Source organism: Cryobacterium sp. TMT4-10 (assembly GCF_004403275.1).
Taxonomy (GTDB): domain Bacteria; phylum Actinomycetota; class Actinomycetes; order Actinomycetales; family Microbacteriaceae; genus Cryobacterium; species Cryobacterium shii.
In genome coordinates this window covers 1-5,341 of sequence record NZ_SOGU01000050.1, presented here as the reverse complement: position 1 = coordinate 5,341, position 5,341 = coordinate 1, and the positions used below count along the sequence as shown (strand labels likewise).

At 72.1% G+C, this 5,341-nt stretch carries 5 protein-coding genes; 3 read left to right on the top strand and 2 right to left on the bottom strand.

Features of this window, described 5'->3' with window-relative positions; all coding sequences use genetic code 11:
• Positions 1 to 94: 94 nt before the first annotated feature.
• Complete coding sequence (locus E3T42_RS07940; RefSeq protein WP_134368338.1) at positions 95 to 1,360, bottom strand: hypothetical protein; 1,266 nt, start codon at positions 1,358 to 1,360, stop codon at positions 95 to 97.
• Positions 1,361 to 1,865: 505 nt separating this feature from the next.
• Entirely contained in the window at positions 1,866 to 2,294 is a 429-nt protein-coding gene (locus E3T42_RS07935) for an EVE domain-containing protein (RefSeq protein WP_241975916.1), read from the bottom strand.
• A 43-nt stretch (positions 2,295 to 2,337) separates the two neighbouring features.
• Between E3T42_RS07935 and E3T42_RS07930 the strand changes: the two genes are divergently transcribed.
• The 3 genes from E3T42_RS07930 to E3T42_RS07920 all read left to right on the top strand — a co-directional run.
• Positions 2,338 to 3,021, top strand: coding sequence for a hypothetical protein (locus E3T42_RS07930; RefSeq protein ID WP_174776683.1), 684 nt, complete (start codon positions 2,338 to 2,340; stop codon positions 3,019 to 3,021).
• Positions 3,018 to 3,698: a DUF1684 domain-containing protein gene (locus E3T42_RS07925; RefSeq protein WP_134368336.1), complete on the top strand. Its 681-nt coding sequence runs from the start codon at positions 3,018 to 3,020 to the stop codon at positions 3,696 to 3,698. The genes E3T42_RS07930 and E3T42_RS07925 overlap by 4 nt, the downstream gene beginning before the upstream one ends.
• A 236-nt stretch (positions 3,699 to 3,934) precedes the next feature.
• The coding region (locus tag E3T42_RS07920) for a DEAD/DEAH box helicase (protein ID WP_134402783.1) at positions 3,935 to 5,341 on the top strand (1,407 nt) is incomplete at its 3' end.

Genomic DNA, 5,341 nt, shown 5'->3' with positions numbered 1-5,341 from the left:
GGTCCGGGGGTCCGGGGGCCGGGGCGCGGGGCGCGCGGGTCCGGGGCACAGGGGCCCGCGGCGCACGGCGCGGTTGCGCAGCGGGCAGAGCGCGCTACAGGGTGTCGAAACGGGCGAGCGCGTCGGCATCCGTCGCATGGGTCATCGCGCGGCGGGCGGTGTCCAGGGCGGCGACCGGGTCGGCCTCCGCGGTGGCCAGGCTCAACTGCCGTTCCGCCTCGGCGAGGCGGGTGCGGGCGGGCGACCCGACGCGTCCGGGGTGCGCGGCGATGAAGTCGCGGGTGACCCTGATCTGGCTGCGGGCGGCCAGGAGCGCGCCGATCAGCGCCCCGCGGGCGTTCTCCAGCCGCAACTGGCGGTTGCGGGCCTCGGAGCGGGTCACGTCCAGGCCGCCGATCGCTTCCCGCAGCCGAGCCAGGTCGGCCGCCGGATCGCTCAGGCGCGACGGATGCCGGAGCTCGCCGACCACCCGGTCGGACACCGCGATCACACGGTTGAGTTCGGTGCGCGCCTCGGTCTCCTCGTGGGTGTCCCGCAGCCGGCGCGCCTCGGCCAGCTCGGCGTCGGCATCCACGAGGGCCCGGGTCAGCGAGGCGAAGCCGATATGCAGCTGGTCCTCGCCGGTTTCGATCGCGTCGAGGAGCTTGCCGGCGCGGTAGAGACCGTGCTCGGCCTCGCGCAACTGGTCGCCCACGGGTTCGGAGGAGGCCCGGTCGAGCCGCGCGGCGGCGGCATCCGTGGCCAGCCTGGCCTCGTCCAGGGCGGCCTGCGCACGCACCACATTGCCGCTGATCGGGGCGAGGGCCGATGGGGCATAGGTCGCGCCGAGCCGTTTGAGGCTGGCCTCCCCGGCCTTGACCCGCTCGGCGACCCGGGTGAGGCGCCGGCGCAGCTGATCGAGCAGGTGGGGCGCGTCACGTTCGAGGCCGCGGCGGCTGGAGAAGTCGCGGTCCTGCTCGGTCAGTCGCTTCGTGGCCTCGTCGGCGAGCACGATGATCTGCTCGGTCCAGTGGCGGCGTTCGCTCTCGCTCTCCGGCTCGCTGTCGTCGAGTTTCTGTTGCAGGGCGAAGGCGTCGCGCACCTGCCGGCGGGAGGCGTCGTGCGCCGCGGCGAAGTCATGGGTGGCGTTCTGCCCGAACTGCGCCTCCGCGAAACCGAGTTCGTCGGCGGTGGCCTGGACCACGTCGTCCGCGCGAACCAGCGCGATGGAGGCCGCCCGCACCCGCCCGTCCGCCAGGGAGCGGTCTTCCCGGGCGTGCGTCCGGCCGCGGCGGCGGGCAAGCGCCCCCAGCAGCACCACGATCGCGCCCGCCCCGCCGAAGACGACCGCCGAAGGCACCCACCACAACTCGCCTGTCATGCTCGAAGTCTAATCAACGGATGCCGGCGCGACAGGGCGGCCTCACTGGCACTCTGCTCTGAAAATCGCCGATCCCGCCGACAATCGCCGGCGCACCGGGCCGCGTCGGCGCATCCGTGCGGCCGCACACCCGGCGGCTCCGTGCGGCCGCACACCCGGTGCCTCGTGGCCACTCGTCGCCGCTCGCGCCCACTCGCCCCCCACCCGCGCCCCACCCGCGCCGAAGTCGCCACTTCCGGTCGACTTCGACAGGTGTGTGCGGCGAACTCGACCGCAAGTGGCGAACTCGGCGAAGGTGGACCGGGACGAACTGGCGCGCGGAGTGCGAGCGAACGCGGCAGGCAGGCGCGGGACCCGGCGCATCCGTGCGGCTACACCCGGCGACCCGCGCCGAAGTCGCCACTTCCGGTCGACTTCGACAGGTGTGTGCGGCGAACTCGACCGCAAGTGGCGAACTCGGCGAAGTATGGCGCGGGTGAGTGCGGCACGAGGATAGCTGGGGCGGTTACAGGCGGCGCATCTGCCGCCGGATCACGTCGTAGTCGTGCCGGGAGAGCTGCAGCAGGCCCCGCCGCAGCCGGTAGCCCCAGTTCGGATCGTCGCGGGTGAACTCGAGCACCGAGAGCAGCGGCCGGATCGAGGTGGCGATGGCATCCGGGTCGTAGTCGACGCGGCGGCGCCACGGCCGGTAGGAGGTGGGGGCGGCGGACTCGCCCTGGTGCACGAGCCCCGGGGCGATGCGCCCGATGGCGGTGAACTCGCGGAGCCGGTCGCCGTCGAGGTCGGTTTTCGGCGAGTAGTAGACCATCCCGTCGGACTCGCCCATGTCTTCGAGCGCCGCACGCGCGCTGTGGCGGGCCTGCACGAGCCCCACCGAGACGGCGCGCAGCACGTGTTCGCGTGACGCGACGCCCAGCCAGTATCGAATTGCCACCCTCTTAGTTGTACTGCATGCCGAAGCACAACAGACTGGGGTCATGCGCGTTCTTCTGAAAGAGATTCTCGACTGTTCCCCGGATGCCGCCTGGCGCGCCCTGCGGAGCCCCGCCGTGTTCCGGGAGGTGAGCTCCCCCGTGGTGAGCGTCGAATCCCTCGAGGCGGACGGCTTCCCCACGGCCTGGGAACCGGGTGAACACCCGGTCAGCATGACAGCGCTCGGCCTGGTGCCGATGGGTGACCAGGTGATCCGCCTGGCGATGGCGACGACCCGCCCGGACGGGGTGCGCATTCTGCGCGACACCGGGCGCGGCGTGTCCGGCGCCCTGGCCGCGGTCACGCTGTGGGACCACCGGATGGCCGTGGCCCCCGACCCGGCCGGCACCGGCAAGACCCTCTTCCGCGACCAGCTGATCTTCCGCACCGGCGCCCTCACCGTCGCCAGCTGGCCGGTGTTCTGGGCCCTGTGGCAGTGGCGGATGCGCCAGCTGAAGCGCCTCGCGCCGACCTGGCAGCTCGACCTCGGCGTCGATGTGCAGCCGTCCCCCGAGCAGGCCGGGCAGGCCTCGGCCGGGCAGGCCCCGGACGGGCAGGCCCCGGCCGGGCAGACCCCGGCCGAGCAGACCCCGGCCGAGCAGGCCCCGGCCGGGCAGGCCCCGGCCGAGCAGGCCCCGGCCGAGCAGGCCCCGGCCGACTCGGTCCCCGACACCGGCGTGACCCAGTGAGCACCACCCTCGGCGCCCTGCAGGTGGCCGACTGGCGCCGGCGGGTGTTCGGGCTGTACGCCGGCGTGCGCCAGATCAGCGCGCACGACCCGGCCGCCGGCCACGAGCTGTGGCGAAGCGGTCGCGACGACCTGTTCGCGGGACATCCGTCGTCGCCTCTGCTGCCCGACGACCGAGCGGTCTTCACCGGGCTGCCGGTCGCCGCGTACGACCCCGACTGGCGGTTCGAGGTGGAGGTGCACCGGGCGGAACAGCCGGTGCACATCGCCGTCGACACCGGTACGGACGGCAAGGTGCCGTTCGACCTGGTCGGCTCGGTGCGGCTGCCCTACCTGGGCGCGATCGACCTGTGGCGGCTCTCCTGCTACGGCGGCGGGCTGTTCCTGCCGTTCCGGGACGGGCTGGCCGGCAAGCCGGGTGGGACCTACGGCGGCGGCCGCTACCTTCTCGACACCGTGAAGGGGGCCGACCTCGGGGCCGGCGCCGACGACAACACCCTCATCCTCGACTTCAATTTCGCCTACAACCCGTCCTGCGCGTACGACCCGATGTGGGCCTGTCCCCTGCCCCAGGCCGGCAATATCGTGACCGCTGAGGTGCCCGTCGGGGAGCTCTCCCCGGGTGAGGAACGCCACCCGGCGCAGCTGCACAGCCGGGCGTTCGACCCGGAGGCTTGACAGCATCCGCTAGACTGAAGGCTTGCGAGTGCGTAGTTGCGCTCGCTGCGTCGTAGAACGCCCTCTTCTTATTGCGGCCACCCACTCGTGGGCCGGCCGGATTTTTCGAATGAAACCTTCTTACGGCGAACGGATGTGCCCATCGGCACCTTCGCCATGTGAATCCTCTTTGGTCTCCGAGTTACCGCCCTTGCGGAACGGATACCGGGGGAATCTGATGCCCGAAAGGCACCACTTTGTCTGAAATTTCGTCCTTTAGCGCGCTTGGCGTGCCGGCCCCTCTCGTCTCCGTCCTGACGAGTCAGGGTATCGACAGCCCCTTCCCGATCCAGATCGACACCCTGCCCGACACCCTCAACGGTCGCGACGTTCTCGGCCGCGGCAAGACCGGCTCGGGCAAGACGCTCGCGTTCGCGCTGCCCATGGTGTCGCGCCTTGGCGGCAAGCTCGCCGGCGGCAAGCGCCGCCCCGGTCGTCCGCTGGGCCTGATCCTCGCCCCGACCCGCGAGCTGGCCACGCAGATCACCAACGCACTCACCCCGCTGGCCGAGGCCTACGGCCTCAACACGACCACCATCTTCGGCGGCGTCTCGCAGGGCCGCCAGGTCTCCGCGCTCAAGGCGGGCGTCGACATCGTCGTGGCCTGCCCCGGCCGCCTCGAAGACCTGATGAAGCAGGGCTTTATCAGCCTGGACGCCGTCGAGATCACCGTGCTCGACGAGGCCGACCACATGGCCGACCTGGGCTTCCTGCCCGTCGTCACGCGCATCATGGACAAGACGCCCAGCAGCGGCCAGCGCCTGCTGTTCTCGGCCACGCTCGACAACGGCGTGGACAAGATCGTGCGCCGCTTCCTGCACAACGAGGTCATGCACTCGGTCGACGAGGCCAACAGCCACGTCTCCGCGATGACCCACCACGTGTTCGAGATCGACGGCGTCGAATCGAAGAAGGCGCTCGTCGAGAAGCTGGCCAGCGGTTCCGGCCGCCGGATCCTCTTCATGCGCACCAAGCACCAGGCCAAGAAGCTCGCCAAGTCGCTCACCGACGCCGGGATCCCCTCCGTCGACCTGCACGGCAACCTCTCGCAGGTGGCTCGTGACCGCAACCTCGCGGCGTTCAGCGCCGGCGACGTGAAGGTGCTCGTCGCCACGGATGTCGCGGCCCGCGGCGTGCACGTCGACGACATCGAACTCGTCATCCACGTCGACCCGCCGGCCGAGCACAAGGCGTACCTGCACCGCTCGGGCCGCACCGCCCGCGCCGGCAGCGCCGGTGACGTTGTGACCCTGGTCCTCCCCGAGCAGCGTCGCGACACCGACGCACTCCTCCGCAAGGCCGCCATCAAGGTGTCCCCGCAGCGCGTGACCGCGAGCTCCCCGGCCGTGGACGCCCTCGTCGGCGACGTCGCCGCCTACGTCAAGCCGGTCCCCCGCGTCGAGCAGCCGCAGGGCCAGTCCCAGGGCGGCCGTTCGCAGGGCGCCAACGCCCAGCGCAAGCGCGTCAACCGCGACGAGCGTGACGGCGGCGGACGCGGCGGCCAGGGCAACGGCCGTGGCGGACGCGGCGGCGATGCCGCGCCGGCCGGCGGAGCGCGCCAGGAGCGTTCGGGCCGCCCCGCGGCATCCGGTCACAGCCACGCC

Bases quoted from the DNA above. Each gene is read 5' to 3' on its own strand.
- E3T42_RS07940 (WP_134368338.1), bottom strand. From the start codon at position 1,360: ATGACAGGCGAGTTGTGGTGGGTGCCTTCGGCGGTCGTCTTCGGCGGG.
- E3T42_RS07930 (WP_174776683.1), top strand. From the start codon at position 2,338: ATGCGCGTTCTTCTGAAAGAGATTCTCGACTGTTCCCCGGATGCCGCC.